The organism is Microbacterium sp. B35-30 (assembly GCF_010634855.1).
In the GTDB taxonomy this organism is placed as follows: Bacteria; Actinomycetota; Actinomycetes; order Actinomycetales; family Microbacteriaceae; genus Microbacterium.
Genome location: NZ_MWLQ01000019.1, coordinates 1 through 15124 on the forward strand (window position 1 = coordinate 1; position 15124 = coordinate 15124).

General features: G+C 64.7%; 11 protein-coding genes and 1 pseudogene. 5 read left to right on the forward strand and 7 right to left on the reverse strand.

Going from position 1 to position 15124, the window contains the following annotated elements:
- The 3 genes and pseudogenes from B2K11_RS11350 to B2K11_RS11360 all read right to left on the reverse strand — a co-directional run.
- Positions 1 to 556, reverse strand: a pseudogene (locus tag B2K11_RS11350) (sugar ABC transporter permease); the annotation flags it as partial.
- Positions 553 to 1929 carry an alpha-galactosidase gene (locus tag B2K11_RS11355; RefSeq protein ID WP_239525981.1) on the reverse strand — a complete coding sequence of 459 codons (1377 nt, stop codon included), beginning with the start codon at positions 1927 to 1929 and terminating at the stop codon, positions 553 to 555. The pseudogene B2K11_RS11350 and the gene B2K11_RS11355, both read right to left, overlap by 4 nt.
- A 142-nt stretch (positions 1930 to 2071) precedes the next feature.
- Positions 2072 to 3097 (reverse strand): LacI family DNA-binding transcriptional regulator, encoded by a 1026-nt coding sequence (locus B2K11_RS11360; protein WP_239525957.1) that lies wholly within the window; start codon positions 3095 to 3097, stop codon positions 2072 to 2074.
- Between the two features lie 399 nt (positions 3098 to 3496).
- Here B2K11_RS11360 and B2K11_RS11365 point away from each other — a divergent pair, with 399 nt between their 5' ends.
- From B2K11_RS11365 to B2K11_RS11380, 4 genes are all read left to right on the forward strand, one after another.
- On the forward strand, positions 3497 to 4999 hold the full coding sequence (locus B2K11_RS11365) for a glycoside hydrolase family 43 protein (RefSeq protein WP_239525982.1): 1503 nt from the start codon (positions 3497 to 3499) through the stop codon (positions 4997 to 4999).
- A 458-nt stretch (positions 5000 to 5457) separates the two neighbouring features.
- Positions 5458 to 6384, forward strand: coding sequence for a hypothetical protein (locus B2K11_RS11370; RefSeq protein ID WP_163618399.1), 927 nt, complete (start codon positions 5458 to 5460; stop codon positions 6382 to 6384).
- The gene (locus tag B2K11_RS11375) at positions 6384 to 7001 is read left to right on the forward strand and encodes a hypothetical protein (RefSeq protein WP_163618400.1); all 618 of its coding nucleotides are present in this window, start codon (positions 6384 to 6386) and stop codon (positions 6999 to 7001) included. Before B2K11_RS11370 ends, B2K11_RS11375 begins: the two co-directional genes overlap by 1 nt.
- Positions 7002 to 7354: 353 nt before the next feature.
- On the forward strand, positions 7355 to 8194 hold the full coding sequence (locus B2K11_RS11380; RefSeq protein WP_163618401.1) for an alpha/beta hydrolase: 840 nt from the start codon (positions 7355 to 7357) through the stop codon (positions 8192 to 8194).
- Positions 8195 to 8359: 165 nt separating this feature from the next.
- On the opposite strand, the gene B2K11_RS11385 is transcribed toward B2K11_RS11380, so the two are convergent.
- The 3 genes from B2K11_RS11385 to B2K11_RS11395 are packed head-to-tail and all read right to left on the reverse strand — an operon-like array spanning position 8360 to position 11507.
- Positions 8360 to 9328 (reverse strand): aldo/keto reductase, encoded by a 969-nt coding sequence (locus B2K11_RS11385; protein WP_163618402.1) that lies wholly within the window; start codon positions 9326 to 9328, stop codon positions 8360 to 8362.
- Between the two features lie 5 nt (positions 9329 to 9333).
- The gene (locus B2K11_RS11390) at positions 9334 to 9861 is read right to left on the reverse strand and encodes a hypothetical protein (protein ID WP_204260100.1); all 528 of its coding nucleotides are present in this window, start codon (positions 9859 to 9861) and stop codon (positions 9334 to 9336) included.
- 35 nt (positions 9862 to 9896) lie between these two features.
- On the reverse strand, positions 9897 to 11507 hold the full coding sequence (locus tag B2K11_RS11395; protein ID WP_163618404.1) for a sugar phosphate isomerase/epimerase family protein: 1611 nt from the start codon (positions 11505 to 11507) through the stop codon (positions 9897 to 9899).
- A 2-nt stretch (positions 11508 to 11509) separates the two neighbouring features.
- Between B2K11_RS11395 and B2K11_RS11400 the strand changes: the two genes are divergently transcribed.
- Complete coding sequence (locus tag B2K11_RS11400; RefSeq protein WP_163618405.1) at positions 11510 to 13024, forward strand: MFS transporter; 1515 nt, start codon at positions 11510 to 11512, stop codon at positions 13022 to 13024.
- Between the two features lie 465 nt (positions 13025 to 13489).
- Here the strand turns inward: B2K11_RS11400 and B2K11_RS11405 are convergent, their stop codons facing one another.
- Positions 13490 to 14968, reverse strand: coding sequence for a carboxylesterase family protein (locus B2K11_RS11405; RefSeq protein WP_163618406.1), 1479 nt, complete (start codon positions 14966 to 14968; stop codon positions 13490 to 13492).
- Between the last annotated feature and the right edge of the window lie 156 nt (positions 14969 to 15124).

The window sequence follows — 15124 nt, forward strand, 5'->3', positions numbered from 1 at the left end:
ACTTGATCGGCGTGGTGATAAGGCCCGCGTCGTTGAGGACGTCATTGACGAGCCCCGAGCTAGAGAACAGCGAGAAGGCGATCATGTAGACGAGCACCCACGAGATGAAGTTCGGGAGCGCCGTGAGGGTCTGCACCGAGCTGCGGAACCAGGGCGCCTTGATCTCGTTGAGCAGGATCGCGAAGAAGAGCGGCAGGACGGATGTCGCGATCCCCAGGAAGCTGATCGCCAAGGTGTTCATCAGCACCTGGCCGATCTGGGCCATCTGCGTGGGCGAGCTCACCAGCATCTGGAACCACTGCAGACCGACGAACTCGCTGCCCTCGATCCCGAGCGCCGGCTTGTAGTCGTACAGCGAGTAGATCCAGCCGTACAGCGGCAGGTACGAGAACAGGAAGGCCAGGACGAGGAAGGGGACGATGCAGAGGAACAGCGTGAACGAGGTCCGGCTGCCCGCGGGCCGCAGCCGCCGGCCGCGCCGCTTCTTCGCGTTCTGATCGAGGTTGTGGACGGCCGCCTCCTGGAAGACCGTCTGCGCCTGGGCCTGCGTGGTCATCGGAGGTCTTCGCCGATGCCGTCGTTCAGCCGCGGGAGGCTCTCGGTTCCGGCGTCGAGTAGCAGAGCCGCCCCGTGGCGATCGAGTCGGAGCGTAAGCGCAACACTTCCCGGGGCAACGCCCCGCGCATCGTTTGACTGGGCTCTTACCGAGGCGAGCGGGATGACCTGATCGGTCCATAGTTCGCGGATCGATCCGCGGGCGTTTGGTGCGAATCCGAGGTTCTGAACGTCCACGACGACTTCTCTCGGCTCGTCCGCGAGATTGAAGACGGCTGCATAGCGGCCGCCGAGCCCTGCCGACGCGCCCCAGACCACGAGATCGCCCTCACGAAAGAACTCACGGTTTCCCGACGAGGACCTCAGCACATCGAGCACCGCCCCGTTGGTGAACAGCGCGATCGTGCTCGGGTCAGTGGAAGGCAGGTCACCACCGATCATGAGCGGGGAACGGGCGATCACCCACAGCGTCATGAGGGTGATTCGCTCCGCTGGAGTCAGGTTGTCATCGCGAGGCTCACCCCGCTCAGCACGGATCCCGATACGACCCAGCGGCAGCATGTCACCATCCGGCCAGCCGGCTTCCGTGGCGTAAGGAGCCCAGCGCGCGAGGCGAGCGAAATTCGCTTCGACGTCCTCCCATCGATCCCACAGGTCGTCGCAGACCCGCCACATCGTGGCGTGATCGCGCAGATGATCGACACGGGCGAGCGACAGATCGCGCCCCGGCGACAGCGAGAGTTGGATGTCGCGTCCTGACCGCACAATGGCGCGAGCGTATGCCTCGATGTCGTCGGCTTGATACGGCCACAGCATGTCGTCGGCTTTGATGAAGTCGACACCCCACCCTGCGTAGAGCTTCAGCGTCGAGTCGTAGTACGCCTGCGCTCCGGGGTGATCGTGCCGCAGCCCGAACATGTCCGGGTTCCATTCGCAGACGTTGTTCCGGTCAGCGATTTCTGATGCGCGCCACGTCGTGCCGAGGACCGGTAAGTCCAGTTCGACCGCGCGCCTCGGGATGCCGCGCATCGTGTGGATGCCGAGACGCAGGCCCCACGAGCGCAATGTGTCCGCGAGCGGGCCGAAGCCGGCACCGTCGGAAGAACTTGGGAAGCGGCCCGGATCGGGGATGAGACGGCCCCAGTCGTCCATCGCGAGTGGTGCTTCCGCGTTGTAGCCGTGCGAGCGGGCCGTCGGATCCGCCCAGTCGATGTCGATGACTACCGTGTCCCACCCGTACGGCAGAAGGTGACCCGCCATGAACTCGGCGTTTGCCAGCACCTCCGCCTCGGTCACCGTGGTGCCGTAGCAGTCCCAGCTGTTCCAGCCCATCGGCGGAGCGACCCTGGCCGCGATCTTCTCCCCTGCATCCATGCGAGGAATGGCCTGGCTCACGATCTCTCCTTTAACTGCGGCGGGCTGTCGTACCCCATATCGGGATGCGCCCCATCCTGATGGAAACGTTGCCATTCGTCAAGCGTCACATGAGGGCATCTCGAGGACATTGCCGCTGGCTTCAGTGAGACGGAACGGGCCCGGAGCTGTCTCTCGCGATGAGCGTGGGAGCGATGAAGTAGTGCGCTGCCGCCGCTCCCCCGATCATGCCGAGCAGCAACTCGACGGAGGTGCGGCCAAGCGCAACGAAGTCTTGTCGCACCGTGGTCAGCGATGGAACGAGGTACTCGGATCCCGCGATGTCATCGAACCCGACAACGGAGATCTTTTCGGGGATGGCCACCTGATGCTGCGCCAAGGCGGACAGCACGCCCATCGCCATCTGGTCATTCGCCGCGAATATCGCAGTAGGCATTCGGTTGAGGGTGAGCAGCTCCTGCGTCAGGCGAAACCCGCTTGCGGCCGAGAAGTCGCCTTCGGCGTGAAGGGGGTCGTCGACTCCGGCGCGTTCCATCGATTTCCGCCAGCCATTCAGGCGCGCTTTCGCATCGAACACGTCGAGAGGCCCTGTCAGGTGCACGATGTCTCGGTGTCCGAGGTCAAGTAGGTGCTCGGTCGCCAACCGCGCCCCGAGTTCCTGGTCGAGTTCGACGGAGCCGATCGATGGGTTACGCAGCTCGCCCGACATCACGACCGTGATAGGGACGCGCGTCATCAGCTGTTCGAGCGCGGCAGCCGCAACAGGGCGATCGGCGATGATCGCCACTCCCTCGACAGCCTGGCTCGCGAGCCGTTCCACTGCCGTCACAAGCTCCTCGTTGGAGCCTTCCTGCCAGCTGGCCATATTGACCCAGTAGCCGCCCTGCCGTGCCGCACTCTCAACGCCACGCAGGATGCGCGGCAGTTCGAACAGTTCGGACCCAGCGATGACGACCCCGATCGTCGTGGACCGGCCACTTTTGAGCGCGCGCGCGACGTCGTTCCGTCGGTAGCCGAGGCGTGCGATCGCGTCCGTCACTCGTCGTCGCGTGTCCGGGCGCACCGCATCCGGCTCGTTGAGGACCCGGCTGACGGTCACGAGGGCGACACCGGCTTCGCGCGCAACGTCCACCATGCTCGGCGCCTTCGACTTCTTGGAATCCGGCACGCGCTCACTCCTCTATCCCCACGACAGGATGTTCGACCACTATGCCCGAACCGACTCGGCCGCGAGCGCTTGGGGAGCGCACACGCCTTCGCAAGCAACCAGTTGGTGCCCATGTCGTCTAGCCGCCACTCGGGCTGCCGCGAACCCCATCTCTAGTGGCCCCCGCAACACCTTGTTGTGATCACCCAGCCGATCTCGGTCACATTCAACGCCGCGGGCCACTGCTACTCACGACGAGCCCGCCGGATGGTCTTCCAGGAGTCCAAATCCAGACCATGCTCCTTCGACGCGCCGCGGGTCGAATCTGCCTGAGCATCCCTGTACTTTGGAAACGTTACCATCGGATAATCCGACGCGAACACTCTTGAGAGGAACGGCCGGTTGACATCGCCGAATCCCGTGCTGCCCGGGTGGCACCCCGACCCGTCGATATGTCGCGTCGACAACAGCTTCTATCTTGTGACGTCCACCTTCGCGTTCTACCCCGGCCTGCCCATCTATCGCAGTAGCGACCTCCACCACTGGGATCTCATAGGGCACGCGCTTATCGACGAGTCATGGCCTTCACTAGGGCCGGTCGACGTCTCCGACGGTATCTGGGCTGCGACAATCCGCCACGCAGACGGCGTCTTCTACATCGTGTTCACCGTCGCAGCAGGCCGCACGGGCGCCGGGTTATACGTCACCACGGCTACACGTCCCGAAGGGCCGTGGTCGTCACCGCGCCAACTGGACGGCGACGGAATCGATCCATCGCTGTTCTTCGACGACGACGGAAAGGTCTTCCTCACCGCCGCCCGGGACGCCACCTCGCCACACGCGAGCGGGCCCGGCGAGATCTGGATGCGTCAATTCGACCCCAGCGCGGGCGCGCTCATTGGACCGACCTTCATCCTCTGGCACGGCGCGGCCACCGGGACGTGGGTCGAAGCCCCGCATCTATACAAACGTGATGGTACGTACCATTTGATCTGCGCAGAAGGCGGGACCGAGCGGAACCATGCCGTCACTGCAGCGCGCGCCACCGAGATCACTGGACCCTACCGGACCGATCCCCGCAGCCCGCTCCTCACTCACCGGCACCTCGGCGATCACGCCACCGTCCAGAACGTTGGCCACGCCGACATCGTCGATGGCTCCGACGGCCGATCCTGGGCCGTGGTGCTAGGCGTGCGGCCCATCGACGGTCACCACACGCTCGGGCGAGAGACATTTGTCGTTCCGGTTCAGTGGAGTCGGACGGGACCAGTATTCGCGCCAGGTGAAGGTCGCATTGTAGAAGGAGCCGCCCCGGCTGGCCGAGCACGATCATCGGAGGATTGGATCAGCCTGCGTGGACCGGTCGAGGCGGAGGTCGCCGATCAGCGCATCGTGCTGACACCCCGCCCCGCTCCGTTGGACTCCGCCGAATCACCCGCATTCCTCGGCGTTCGGCAAGACCACCACATGGGTTCGTTCGAAGCTGGCATCGACACGGACGAGATCATTGCTCACGAGGCGGGGCTGGCAGCACTGCAGGGCAGCGGGGCACGCCTAACTGTCAGCCTCGTCAGGAGGGACACCGGGGTCGTCCTTCGCGCGACGCATGCGCAGCAATCAGGTTCAACACTCCTCGGAGAACTCGCCGTTTCAGGGCACGTACGAGTCGGCATCCGGATGACTGAAACGCACTACGCGGTAACGGCAGCCACGAGCGACCGGCATGACGTAGTCGCACGCCTGCCTCGCACCAGCTTGAGCACCGAGACTGCAGGCGGCTTCGTCGGCGTGACGCTCGGAATCTTCAATATCGCCGCCGGCGACGCCTCCCAGATCGCCTTCCACACAGTTCGCTACTGCCGCGGCACAGAAGGCGCGAACTCGCAGAGCGGGCTGGCGCATCCCATGGCGTCGCTCGCGTAGTCCGCTTTCGCGCGGGCAACGGAGATCGGGGACCGTCGGGAGCCGGTTCGAGCACCTCAGCGGGTGAGTAATCGGTGCGGCGCGGGGATGAGTGACGACGGGGTTCTGTCGAAGACGGCTTGTCAGACCTGCTCACTGAGGGGCTTGTGCAGGTGGGCGAGTGGATTTCAGGCCCCATTGCGGCGTCTGTTCGCAGCTCGCCATGTCGATGCCGCGGATGCGCTATCCAGCGAGCGCCGGCGATGTCGGATCAGGTTCGAACCGGTAAGCGCTCACCGGGCGTCGTCGTGGTAATCGAGACATAAATGTTACTCGCCTCATATATTCACAACCGCGCCGTGGTGTACTTTTCGAATACTGAAGTAAACCCATATTTTACCTCATGGACACTGACAGGAATTTCAACGATGAAATCTGTTCACCACACGCACGGCACTGGCATGCGCGTCACTGTGATCTTGCTGAGCATTGCCCTCGGCATCCTCGCCGCCTACAGCATCTTCAGCTCCACGATGCTGGCCAGCGGGTCGGACGGCCTCGCGAAGGGAGCCGGCGCCGCCGCAGAGGGATCGGTCGCCCTCGCCTCCGGAACCGACGCCTTGGCGTCGGGGGCCTCCGGGTTGGCGGAGGGCTCCAAGGGGCTGAAGGCCGGCGCCGACGCCGCATCGACCGGCGCAGACGCGTTGGCCACAGGCGCCCAAGGTGCCGCTACTGGCGCGAGCGGGCTCGCTCTGGGCGCGGCGGGACTGCTCGCCGGATCAGACGCGGCTGCCACCGGTGCCGCGGCTCTCCACGACGGCTCGGGGGCATTGGCTTCCGGTGCAGGCGCGCTCGCACAGGGCGCGAGCGGGGCGGCGGACGGCGCCGCCGCTGTACACGAGGGCTCGGGCGCGCTGGCTTCCGGTGCAGACGCCCTCGCACAGGGCGCGACCGGGGCAGCCGACGGCGCCGCCGCTCTTGCGACGGGCGCCGCGGGCTTGGCCGCGGGAGTGGATGCCACACATGCGTTCGCGGGCGGGGTGAGAGCCGGCGTACAAACGATGCGCGACATGCTCGCCGCCGGTGTCACCGATTCGACGCTCCTTCAGTCCCAGAACGGTGCCGCAGTCAGCAGCGCCGCCTCTGCAGCTGCCGAGGAGTCAGCAGAACTGCTCGCCTCACTGGAGGCTATGGCCGCGGCAGACCCCACCAACATCGAACTGCAGCAACTGGTGACCACGGCCGCGAACCTGCAGACCAACGTCGGGGTCCTCACGCCGGCGGCTGAGGCCGCTGACGACTTTGCCACCAGCCTGGTAGTCGGCGCGGCGACAGCCGAGCAGTTCTGGTCGGTGCCAACGGACTGGTCGACGGTGATGCCGCGCTGGGCTGGCCCGGAACCGTGATGCTGGCGGGGCCGGACGGCGCCGCAGCCGCTCTCGCCACTGGCGCTCGCGGACTTTCTGATGGCGTTGCAGCACTCCGGGACGGCAGCGTCGGGCTGGCTAGCGGAGCGGATGCCCTGGCGACCGGCGCGGGCGGGCTGGCGCTCGGCGTTGCAGCACTCCGGGACGGCAGCGTCGGGCTGGCTAGCGGAGCGGATGCCCTGACGACCGGCGCAGGCGGGCTGGCGCTCGGCGTCGCCGCCCTGCGAGACGGCAGCGGTGCGATGTCCACGGGGGCATCCGCCCTCTCAGATGGAGTGGGAGCACTCGCGACGGGAGCCTCGGGCCTTGCAACAGGTGTCAGAGCGCTGAACGATGGGGTCATCGCCGTCTCCGACGGAGCAGTGGCTTTGGCTGACGGAAGCACCGGGTTGAACGACGGCGCCTCCGCTCTCGCGGAGGGTAATGGCGCACTCGCCGATGGGGGCAAGGCATTGTCGGGCATCGCTGGCGGTATGGCACCCGGTCTCACGTCGGGACTTGCCATCGCCGCACTGATCGCACTGATCGCAGTCGGCTTCTGGATCGGCCATCGGATCAACCACCGGAACCGGACTCGCGAGCTCGCGCTCGCCTGACATCTGGAAGAGGGGGCGCGGCGGCGCCCCCTCTTCTGTCGCCGCCCGCTCGACTGCAGCCGGCGCGACACTGCAGATTGATTTTTCAGTTTCCTCATAAATTCGTGGGTCAAAGTGGAACACATGTCCCACACGGCGAGCCAGCCCCCGTCCCCTGCACTCCGTCGCCGAAAGTGGCCTCGTCGCCTATTGATCGCTGCTATCGCCGTCGTCGGTTTGTCTGTCATCGCAGCCGCCTCGTCGCAAACAACACGCAGATCGTTGTCGGCATCTTCCAGGGCTATCAGTCGCAGAACTCGTACGAGCCGCGGAACCCCCCGGCCGAACACCTCCGCGATAACGGAATCCGATACGTGAACGACCTGGAGTACGGCACGGAGTTTCCGAACAGCCACCTGGACATCTCCTACCCCGCGGATAGCCCGGATGCCCCCCTGCCCACCATCGTCTACACGCACGGAGGGGGTTTTTTCGGGGGCGACAAGGTCCTGGGCGACCCGTTGGCTGTTGACAGCGACGTGAACTTCTTCCCCGACCGAATGGTGGAACGGGGCTTCGCGTTCGTCAACGTCAACTACGCACTCGTCCCTCAGTACCGGTTCCCGACCCCTGTCCACCAGCTGAACGAGGCCCTGGAATTCCTCCGCGATCACGCCGCTGAGTACGGACTCGACATGGACAACGTCATTCTCATGGGCTCCTCAGCGGGGGCCATCATGACAGCACAGTACGGCGCAGCGCTGGCCAATCCGAGCTACGCGGCTCTCCTCGACCTGGTCCCTTCAATCCCGCTCGACAGCGTCCGTTCGCTCATCATCGACGACGGACCGCTCGCGATCGACGACTTCGATCTGGCCACGATGATCCTGGTTGGAAACTACATCGACGGCACCCTTCATCCCAGCGCGGCCGACCGGGCGCGCTACAACCCCATCGACGACGTCACAGCCCTGTACCCCCCGTCATTCCTGCTCGGAAGCAATTACGACGGCAATGGCTATGCACACGACATGGAACTCCTCGGCGATGCACTCAAGGAACACGGCGTGCGGCACGAGTTCTTCTACGAACGCCGCGACGACGGATCAGAGGCAGGTCATGGCCTCTTGGGCGGCCTGCCCGCCGGCGACCAGATCGCGGTCGACGCCTTCGACCGCATGGTGCACTTCCTGGACTCCGTGCCGGCGGGTTGAGGAAGAGAGCCGCAACGGCAGCGTCCGCGTCGAATCCCGTCGCGTCAACGGTGCTCGACAAGCACAACAGGTGGCGATCCGGGATCCGTCGAGCAAACCACGCTGAAGTCCGCGATGAGGAGCTACCTACCGGATCCGTGGACGGATCGGAGACAAGGGTCGGTCCTACAACGCGGCGGCCCGCGCCAGGTCGAGGTAGGACAGCTCGTTGGGCGTGAGCCGGATGCCGAGTGCATCGATGTTCTGCTGCATGCGGCGGCCGCTGGACGCTGAGACGACGGGGTAGACATCGAGTGGCTGGTTGAGCACCCAGGCGAGGGCTATCTGCGCCACGGAGTACCCTTTCTCGTCCGCTACCTTCTCGACGCGCTCGAGGCGTTCGAAGTTGGTGGGATGGGCGAAGCCCCGCCGGGCAGCACCGTCGAGGAGCTTCTTGGCCTCATTGGGATGGTCGCTCTTGATGCGGCCGGAGAAGAAACCGCGCCCCATGCTCGACCACGCGACTATCGGCATATCGTTGCACGCGTACCATTCGCGTGCATCGACGTTCGATGGACCGGAGATTGTGAGGACGCCATCCCACGCCGCTTCGACCTGTTCGGCGAGACCGAAGTTCGGACTCGAGGCGGCGAACGGCACCAAGCCGTGCTCGAGCGCGTACTGATTGGCGGACTGGATGCGCTCGTGCGTCCAGTTGGAGCCGCCGAACGCCCCGATCCTTCCCTCGACATGCAGTTCGTTCAGCACCTCGACGATCGGACCGACGGGCTGGTTTGGGTCGTCGCGGTGGAGCAGGTAGACCTCCACACGATCCGTGCCGAGCTGCTTCAGGGATGTCGCGACGTCGGACCGGATGTCGGCGGGCGTGACACGGCCCTTCCTACCCCTTCCGTGGGCACCCTTGGTGACGATGACCACCGACTCGCGGTTACCGCGCTCCCGCATCCATCGGCCGATGGTGCGCTCGGATCCGGGGTAGGCCCGCGCTGTCTCGATCGAGGTCGCGCCGACGTCCGCGACCTCGTCCAGCAGCCGAAAGGCCGAGCGCCCGCCGAGCATGATCTCTTTGCGCGCGGTGCCGTAAAGGATGCGCGCGACGGGCTTCCTCGCACCGGGAAAGTGCCCGAAGGTCATTCCGCTCATGTGTCGACCGCTGCCTCAAACGGGTACCGGATGCCCAGCAGACGCCGGCACTCGTCGAGCACCTTGAGGTTGTCGAGCGTCATCTGGGGGGTGACATAGGCGCTCTCCGTGCATCCGGCACGCATTTCCCGGGCGACGAGGTCAAACTCGTTGTCGTAGCCGCCATTTCCGTGGAACACGACGCGCCGACCCCTCCCCGGGATCAGCATGGCCTTGCCGCCGCCGTGGAATCCGGGCACTTTGATCATGCCCTTCGTCCCGTTGATGGTGATCATCTCGCCCTTCGATTTCACGATCGAGATCACGATGCGCACCGTCGGACCGCTGTCGTAGTGGAACGTGATCTCCTCGTCCACATCGACGCCGTACTTCATCTCGCCAGTCGCCTCGATGCGGTCGGGGACACCGAAGAGGTTGACCGCGTAGCTGGTCCCGTATATGCCGAGGTCCAGAAGGGCCCCGCCCACGAGTGACGCGTCCTTGAGGCGTGGGACGAACGGGAGGATGCCGAGCGCGATCGTCACCTGGACATCCTTGACGTCGCCGATCCGTCCGCCATTCACCCAGGTCCTGACCTGTCGGGCGACTGGAGAGAACCACGTCCACATCGCCTCAGCGAGGTAGACGTCACTTTCCTTAGCCAAAGTGAACAGTTGCTCGGCGCTCGCGTGGTCGACCGTGAAGGGCTTCTCGAGGAGGATCGGCTTGCCCAGCGCGATCGCTCGCAAGGTGAGCTCCGCGTGGCTGTTGGCCGGGGACGCGATATAAAACCGTCCACGGCGGGATCGTTGATCGCTGCCTCGAGGGTGGGCGCAGGTCGAGCGCCGACTTTGCTGGCGAATGCGGCGCGCTTCTCAGCGTTGCGCGAGAACACCGTCGCGATCTCGTGGCGCGTCGTGCGCAGGATCTGGCGCGACGTGGACTTTGCGATCGCGCCCGACCCGACGTACGCCCACCGGAACGGCGGGACCGGCGTCAGCACCGGCTCGGGCGACAGCGGTTCGACCAGCGCCCGGGCAGCTCCGACGAAGCGATCAAGCTGGGCGCTGTGTGCCGATAGCGAGGCGCCGCTGGGCGGCCGCATGTACTCGATCGCCATCGGGCCGCGGTATCCGTCGGCCGCGATTAGCTGCACGATCTCGGCGAGCGGCACGATACCGTCGCCGAACGCGCGCAGTTCCACGTGGCGGCCGTCGACCGTGCGATCTCCGGTGCCCTTGTCCGCCACCTCGACGTCCTTCAGATGCACATAGCGGATCCGGTCCTTCGTCGCGTGGAAGAACTCGATGGGGTCGTCGCCGGACGGGATCATATTGCCCGTGTCGTAGACGAGACCGAGACCAGGAACGCGATCCAGAAGTGCCCGGCAGTCGGCCGCCGACGACAGTGCCGAGCCGATTGTCGGTGTGTCCTCGACGAGGATCTCGATTCCACTCCGGCTCGCGATGTCAACAGCGAGCCCGAATCCGCGTACGTAGTGCTCGAGCTTGTCGCGCTCCGACACCTGCGCCCAGCCCTTGCCCGACGTCAACGCATCCATCGGCGCGAGCATGATGCGCCTGCATCCGAACCTCTTCGCGGTGCGCACCGCTTTTTCGATCTTGCGGCTCATCTTTGCCGAGTCGGCAAGGAAGCCGACGCCTACGATGAGACTCGACAGCGTGAGCTCGTTCTGATCGAGTCCGTGCTTGACGCGCTTCGCGCCGTAGAGCCAGATCTCGACGGCGAACATGTCAAGTCCGGTGAGCCCGCGCGAGCGCGCGAGAGCGAACAGCGAGTTCAGTTTCATGCGCCCGACGCAGATCTCGCGTGCAAACGGGAACGTCAGCATCGTCCACTGCGGGGTGAATGGCGCTGCGGGCACAGCTGCGGCCGTCATGTCCCAGCCCGTCGCCTCTGGCGAGCGCACCCTGCGCGCTGGTGCGGTGACCGAGATCTCGCTGTCTCCATGGTGCACCACAAAACCACACATTTGGGCTTTTTTCACGCTATATGGCAAGACCCCCCACACGTCTGGACCCGGGCGTTGCACACGCGGCGCCGTGGCCTTCGCCTGCCACGCTGCGGGGCCGTGGGCGCCGGCCTCGATCCACTGGCCTAGGGTGCAACCGAATTTATGTGTAGTGTAAAAAATTCCAGCGCCCGGCGCTCCATGATCAAGGAGGATCACGCGTGGTCAGTAATGACGCCACCACCGTTTCGTCGCCCAGTGTGAGTGCATCCATGTCGCGGAAAGCGGAACGTGCGACATGGCGCATGTCGCGGAGCGAACGCCTGCGCTACTACCTCAGCGGAATCGGGTGGACCACAGGCGCCAGCATCATGGCCTTCTTTCTCAGCATCTACCTGATGTTCCAGGGGTTGAGTCTCGCGGCGGTTGGAACCGTGATCCTCATCGTCAAGATCATCGACGCAGTCGACGACCTTGCCATCGGGTACTTCGTGGACCGAATCAATCCGGCCCAGCTGAAGTTCCTTCGGAAGCTCGCCGGCTCGGGCAAGTACCTTCCTTGGTATCGCGTCACATTCTTCCTCCTGCCGCTCGCCACGGTGCTGTTCTTCGCGATGCCGTCGAACATGCCGGAAGGGGCGAAGCTGGCATGGTTCGCGGTCGCCTACCTGCTCTTCGACCTGGCCGGCACGCTGTCGCAGCTACCCATGTACACGTTGGTGATGACGCTCACGGATCGCGTCAGCGAGCGTGACAATCTCCTCAAGATGCGAGGCGTTCTACTTCTCCTCGTAGGTGTGAGCGTGGGGCTCGTATGGCAGTTCATGATCAGCGAGTTCGTCGGTTTGCCGATCTCCGCGGTCGCGATCGGATCAGCGATTATCGCCCTGGTCCTGATGACGCCCCTCACTCGGAAGGTCGTCGAGCACAACGTGGAACTCAAGAACACCGACGAGACCGCGCCGCCGACCTACACGTTCCGGGAGATGCTGAAAGCGGTCCGAACCAACAAGTTCATGCTGATCCTTCTCGCCAGCGATGTCGTGACCGGGGTGAGCCTGACCATCCTGACGACAAGCATCTTCGCGGCGTTCTTCCTGTTCAACAACTCCATGGTTCTGACGTTGCCCGTGCTCATCGCCTTCATCCCCGGCCTCATTCTCCAGTTCTTCGCTGACCGGATCGCACACCGCATGGGCAAGCGCAACGCCATCGTGGTCTTCGCACTGCTCTCAGCGGCGTGCTCGCTGGCCCTCTTCTTCGTCGGGCCCGGGAACCTCTTCCTCGTGATCCTGTTCATGACCATCGGGGCGATCCCTAATGCCTTGCATACGATCATGCGCACCTTCCTCATCCCCGACACCATCGACTACACCCGTTACAAGACAGGGCAGGACTGCGCGGGCATCTTCTACGCGTTGGACGGTTTCGTCCAGAAGGCGACTGCCGGGGTAGCCTCGGCGATCGCGTTCTTCATCCTCGGTCTCGGAGGATGGGTCACCATCCAGGCGGATTCCTTCGCCGAGCTGCAAGCGCAGAACGTCACGCAACCTGACAGCGCTCTCGCGGCGCTGTGGATCACGGTTACGCTCGTTCCGGCGCTTGGAGCCCTGGCCTGCGCGGGCGTTCTGTCGTTGTACCGGCTTCGCGACGCGGATGCCGCACTGATGGCGAAGTGCAACGCCGGCGAGATCACGCGCGACGAATGTGAGGCGCAAATCTCGCGCGTTTACTGAACGTCTGGGGTCACGCTCCACATCGTGCGTCACGCCGGTGTGGAGCGTGCCGGCTGTACCGGGTCACGACGTTGGCGGCAGTCGGCTGCCGTGCGATCGGCGTTCGAGGTCGATTGGTTGCCGGCAGGCCGCCCGATCCGCAGGGTGCGGTTGAGTCTCGACCTTCCCGTTCTGCCAGGGCAGGGGGTCTCATGAATTTCTGACGGATGCCGTGTACGGCTCAGATCGTCAGCCGCCGTCGGGCATTGGCCCCGGCTTCTCCACGTCCGCGCGCACCAGCTGCCCGGGCCCGGACCTCCTAGTTGCGCGCTATAGCTCGCCGGGTTGGGCCTTGCGCTCACTCATCACCCGTTAAGCGAGTGCGTGCCTCCGCGTTATGCAATATGCCGCAGTGGCATTCTCGGCGTGCCTGTTCAGGTAGTCATGCTCGAACCGGTCGACCGTCCAGTCCCCAGGCTTTCCGCGTCAAAGGACGCCGTTGCCAAGTGACTCACGAATTGACATCGTGGTCGGCAGTTCCGCCCAGACACCGCGCACGTTCGGATACGGATTCTCCTCGACGCCGGACTCGTCATCGAAGATCATCGTCGACCGAGCGTCGGCGTCGAAACGCGGCCATACGCGTTCTTCCGTACTCGGATCCCCCGTCCGCGCGAACGCAGCCCACGCGGAGCCCATGGCCAACGCAACGGGCTCGAGTTCAGGCTTCGAAAGCGATCGCAGCAACAAGGGTACGTCCATGCCGTGGAACGCGCCGAAGGCTCCGTCGGCAACCGAGGGCGAGTACGCGACAACGTAACGGAATACCGCCGCGCCTTGCGCCGCCTTGCGCTCGCCTTGCAAGACCGCAGCGTTTCCGAAGGTGATGTCACTGAGGATTCGAACCAGGCGCTGGCGGTGCGAGACGTCTGGGAAGTCCTTCTCATAGGCGCCCTCGATGCGCGTTCGCACCTCTCCATCGAAAGGAACCATAGCCGCCAGGGTGGCATCGTCCGCAAAGGCCAAGAAGAGCGAGAACTCATCCAGAGTGTTTCCCACGATGAGCGGGACATCGGCGGCGGTTTCCGGCGCGCCCGGGTCGAACGGGGGGTTGGGCAGCCATCTGTCGTCGACTGTGGCAGCCAGAGACAATCCCAACGACTGCCATGCATCGAAGAGTTCACCGGCAGGCATGGTGGCTAGCTCGTGGGCGGACTTTTCGAGCCGCGACGTCAACGCTGCAGAGACGGCGTCAGACACCTCCGCGTCTCCGGCTTTCAGTCGCGAACCGCTTTGGATGATCGCCTTATGGAAGAGCCCCTTGGCCGTCGGCATCGCCAGCAGCGCACCGATCTTCATCCCTCCGCCTGACTCGCCGAACAACGTCACGTTTGCCGGGTCGCCACCGAATGCGGCGATATTCGTACTGACCCAGCGCAGCCCCTCGACGATGTCGAGCAGACCGGCGTTGGAGGCATCCGGGAACTCTTCCAGCCGGAGAAAGCCGAAGACGTTGAGGCGATGGTTGATTCCTACAACGACGACGTCCTCCTCGACAGCCAGGCGAGACGACCGCAGGACAGGGGCCGCGCTGCCCGAGTCGAATCCACCGCCGTGGATGTACACGAGGACGGGGCGGGCCGCCTGATCGACGGCCGGGGTGACGATATGGAGGACCTGGCAGTCCTCGTTCATCGGCTCAGCCACGGCACTTGTGCCACCGGTGAAGTAGCGGAGCAGGTCAGTCGGGATCCCTCCGAACTCCGGATCAGCTTCACCGCCCTGGATCGCGCGAGGCCCGGGCGCCGTGGCATCGAACGGTTCGGACCATGGACTTGCCGGCTCTGGCTTGCGAAACCTCTCCGCGCGGCCGTACGGGATTCCGCTGAACGCGAGGGCGTCACCGATCACACGCCCGATGACTGCGCCCGCAGCGGTCGCTGCCGTCACACTTTCCTGAGGCACTTCGCTCTCCTTACCCGGCCCGCACGTTATTTCTCATCGTGCTGAAGTTTTCACCAGAGTATCACCCGAGAATGTGCAGCCGCCGTGACGCGTAGGGATAGTGCCGCGATCCGGGAGCCATAAATCTCAGCGTGCTACGATTTTCAAATCACTCTC

What these genes read in the sequence shown, in the direction of transcription:
- B2K11_RS11375 (WP_163618400.1), top strand. Translation starts at nt 6,384, where the DNA reads ATGCTGGCGGGGCCGGACGGCGCCGCAGCCGCTCTCGCCACTGGCGCT.
- B2K11_RS11355 (WP_239525981.1), bottom strand. Translation starts at nt 1,929, where the DNA reads ATGGATGCAGGGGAGAAGATCGCGGCCAGGGTCGCTCCGCCGATGGGC.
- B2K11_RS11385 (WP_163618402.1), bottom strand. Translation starts at nt 9,328, where the DNA reads ATGACCTTCGGGCACTTTCCCGGTGCGAGGAAGCCCGTCGCGCGCATC.